3 protein-coding genes and 1 pseudogene are annotated in these 4,039 nt (G+C 43.3%); 1 reads left to right on the top strand and 3 read right to left on the bottom strand.

Annotation, left to right across the window (positions count from 1 at the left end; genetic code table 11):
- Window positions 1-320: 320 nt before the first annotated feature.
- Entirely contained in the window at window positions 321-860 is a 540-nt protein-coding gene (locus CV944_RS16320) for an MFS transporter (protein WP_100664541.1), read from the bottom strand.
- A complete protein-coding gene (locus tag CV944_RS16315; protein ID WP_015863936.1) occupies window positions 857-2,284 on the bottom strand; it encodes an FAD-binding oxidoreductase in 1,428 nt (475 codons plus the stop codon). Before CV944_RS16315 ends, CV944_RS16320 begins: the two co-directional genes overlap by 4 nt.
- Before the next feature lie 160 nt (window positions 2,285-2,444).
- Here CV944_RS16315 and CV944_RS16310 point away from each other — a divergent pair, with 160 nt between their 5' ends.
- Window positions 2,445-3,305 (top strand): oxidoreductase, encoded by an 861-nt coding sequence (locus CV944_RS16310; RefSeq protein WP_100664540.1) that lies wholly within the window; start codon window positions 2,445-2,447, stop codon window positions 3,303-3,305.
- A 367-nt stretch (window positions 3,306-3,672) separates the two neighbouring features.
- Here CV944_RS16310 and CV944_RS16295 read toward each other — a convergent pair.
- Window positions 3,673-4,039: pseudogene (locus CV944_RS16295) on the bottom strand (peroxidase family protein); the annotation flags it as partial.

Below are 4,039 nucleotides of genomic sequence, written 5' to 3'. Positions count from 1 at the left end.
TGATCCGCTCACGCTCCATTCCAACGATTTTTCTTCCTTTTTCGACATAAGCCCCCTAAATCCCTGCCTCAGGGTGTACTTTTTTCACCGGCCTTCTAGACATTCCTCTTTTTGATTGTCCAATGAACACCGGAGCGGCACTTCGTACAGTTGCTTGTTCAAGATGATCGCACCCCTCGCGAATTTTTACATAACGCGCATTATAGATCATCCTACAGTCATATGGGTCATACCAGTAATCGCCCCTTCATTCATCGAATACATTTCTAAATTACCATCTTACATTAAGTATAATTTCCAAAAATCCTGGCCATCCATCACTAATTTCTATTAACAGTGGATGTTAATTTAAGTGCGGCTGCCATATATAGCAAAGACGCGAAATAAAATAAACTCCCAATCGTTAAGAAATCGATGAGATAGCCGGTGGCAATGATGGCGATTGCTGGCCAAATCGATGTCCAAAAATGATAGTAACCAATTGTTTTTCCAGCGGTAGCGGGTTCAGTGAATCTGGAAAGGCTGGTCTTTTCTGTCGTTTTTTGAATGGCACCAAGCAATCCCATCACAATCTGGATAAAGTATATTTGCCATATTTCTGTTGAAATAGGAATCAATAACATCAACCCAGCCATCCCCCATGCATATACTAACAACATTATGCGATCGCCATAACGGTCCGTGAGCTTCCCAATCCATACATGGGATAAAGCCGCTGTCAAAGCAAATAAACCATAAGCCAAGCCGAATTGCGAATAGCTATCACCGATATTTCGAATAAATAATAAGTAAAATGGAAACACAATGCTGCCTGCTGTCATAACGAAACTTTGCGCTGCTACAAATCGTTGATAATTCATTTTCCATACTCCTTGTAGAAGAGATTGACGAAAACCTCATCGGGATCATATTGGCGTTTTTTTTCAAAAAACTCTTTGGCTCTTGGATAGGCCCTATGCAGTTGTTCTTTCGTTGGATACGGATAATAAGGGAGATAATAAGAACCTCGGTGATCTAAAGTAACATCAATCATCTTCCTCAAGACCTTTTGCGTCTTTTCTACTTCTTTTGCGCTTCGCCCCTGATTGATTAAGAGTACTAAGGCAAACATGTCTTCTTTCGCATACGAAAGAACCGCTTGCTTGTCTTCTTCCACATACCGTATGGTGATATTCAATAAATTCAAGTCCTCTCTTTTCAGAAGTTTCCGTAAATCATCGATATAAGAAGCGAATTCATCAACAGGAACAAAATATTCTTGAAGGATTTCTGTTCTGTTCGGGTTTTCATACTCCATGAATTGGCTTTCGGAGCGCATCACGTTATTTCTAGTAATGAGGTCGCCATTTTTGCTTTGGAAATAAGCAAGCTGTGTATCCCAGAGTATTTGCTTCCCCCAATCACTGTATCGTGATAATCCTAACAAAAATTTCGGCAAGGCAATGATCGTTTCTTTTTTCAATGGTTGATATTTTTCACGAAGGGATTGGTCTTCATACAATAAATAATTGGTCACATACATTTCTTTTAAGAAAGACTCAGGAGCAGCGGAAATGCGAGCCATATGCATCCGAATGGCAGGATTGGCTCGTACTTTCTCTTTAAAATAAGAGGCATAATCTTTGTAATCTATTTTATGGGTATACATTTGGTAAAGCTCGTCATCTGTCAATTTCAGTGTAACATCTAAAATAATCCCAAATAACCCATAGCCGCCGATGACAAGATTAAATAGTTCCGGATGTTGCGTTCGGCTTACTTCAATAATAGAACCATCGGCCTGCAGCAAACGGAATGATTCCACAGAATCCAACAAAGAGCCATAGCGAATATCTCGACCGTGGACATTCACACTCAATGAACCGCCAACGGTGAAAATATTTTGCGATTGCATGACTCGTATCGCCAAACCATCAGGATTTATGTGTTGTTGGATTTTTTCCCAAGTAATTCCGCTTTGAACGCGTATCATTTTTGCTTCTGGGTGATATGCTAAGATTTTATCGTACGATTTCATGTCAATCACGATCCCACCGGGGTAATAGGTATGTCCGCCCTGGCTGTGCTGCATGCCAGCCACAGAAATTTTTTCTCCTTGTTTGGCAGCCGCTTGAATCCATTCTTGAAGAGACCGTTCATCAGTAGCCGAGCGAATTTGTTTAATCGAAGTTGGCAGCAATTTTCCCGAATCCTCGACTATCAGCGGAAGTTGTGTGTAGCGGTATACCGAAAAAGAAAAGCCAAGGATATAAACGACTACCAATATAATCCAAGATCTGTTCATCCGAACCACCTCTCTATTTGCATCGCTTCTCTTACTGAAGATACAGTTCGACCATTCGCATACAATTATCCTTCTTGAAACAAATTTCGCAAAATTTATTCCATTATTTTTATGATACAATTCCAATAGTTAGAAATAGTTAATAGCTGGAGGGAATCTTGTGGATCAGACTTCTGACAAGCAACCGGTTGCGTTTGTTACAGGAGCTTCAAGCGGCTTTGGTTTGCTGACAAGTGTGGTACTTGCCGGCGAAGGCTATCGCGTGCTGGCTTCAATGAGAAACTTGAATAACAAAGGACGGCTGGAAGCGGCAGCTAAAAAAGCGGGTGTAACAGATCGGATTGAGATTGTCCAATTGGATGTGACCGATTTTTCCGCCGTAGAAACGGTGATTCAGGATGTGATTCGCCGTTACGGACGAATTGATCTGTTGGTGAACAATGCGGGTTATGCAGCGGGCGGCTTCACGGAGGAACTTGCTGTTGAAGAATGGCGGCGGCAATTTGAAACCAATTTTTTCGGTTTGGTGGCAGTAACGAAAGCTGTTTTACCGTCGATGAGGGAACGCAGAAGCGGCAAGATTGTAAATATAAGCAGTATCAGCGGACGAATCGGATTCCCTTCTATGGGACCTTATGTGGCATCTAAGTTTGCGGTGGAAGGATTCAGCGAATCTTTGCGTTTAGAGATGCTGCCGTATGGCGTTCATGTAGTTTTGATTGAGCCGGGGTCCTATAAAACAGATATCTGGTCAAAAGGGTTGGGAGCGGTAACGATCCATCCGAATTCTCCTTATGCGAAAGAGATGAAGGCGATTTTGAAATATGTCAATCAGGTTGCCGACACGGCACCTGCTCCGGATGAAGTGATCCGACAGATTGTGCAAGTGGCGAAGTCTCCCTATCCGAAATTGCGGTATCCGGTTGGCAAAGGCGTGAAATTAGGAATTGTCTTGAAACATGTGCTGCCGTGGAAGTGGTGGGAGCGGATGGTGACAAAACGGCTTTGGAAGGGAAAGTGATGCTGAGATTTTAGTTCAAAAACCACTCACATGAAAGAGGGATCAAAAATGGACAAAAAACTCGTTTGCTTCTTATGCACAGGTAACTCCTGCCTCTCTCAAATGGCGGAAGGTTTTCTATATAAATGCACCTTGAAAAGTTAACCTTTGCATCACGCTGCACACCCCAAGCATCGAAGCACCTCTTCCGGTTGTTGATCTATATATTCCATAAACCGGGCAATGGCTTGGTCAATATCCATTTGATCTTTGTGAAACACATTAGCAATGACCGCATCCTTGAGCCATTTCCACAAGCGTTCACAAGTCTAAGAAATATAAAAAAACAGCTTGCCCCTTAAACGGACAAGCTGCTTTTTTTGCCTGGTTAAACCGTGACCGACTCTTTGGCTTGTTTCAAATGAATGTCAAAGCGGTCGGCGTTCATCACTTTCACCCATGCGTTGATAAAGTCGCGGACGAATTTTTCGAGGTTGTCGTCTTGGGCGTAAAATTCGGCGTACGAGCGAAGGATCGAGTTGGCTCCGAAAATAAGGTCAACCCGGGTGGCCGTCCACCGCACTTCGCCCGTTTTCCGGTCGCGGATTTCATAAATGCCGCTGTCTGTCGGCACCCATTCATAGTTCATGTCGACTAAGTTGACAAAGAAGTCGTTCGTCAGCACCCCGACGCGATCAGTGAAAACCCCGTGCGGGAGATCGCGATAGTTCGCGCCCAATACCCGCAGACCGCCG

The organism is Geobacillus sp. WSUCF-018B, assembly GCF_002809985.1.
Taxonomy (GTDB): Bacteria; Bacillota; Bacilli; order Bacillales; family Anoxybacillaceae; genus Geobacillus; species Geobacillus thermophilus.
The sequence above is the reverse complement of the archived record's forward strand: the minus strand, read 5'-3'. Positions and strand labels throughout refer to the sequence as shown.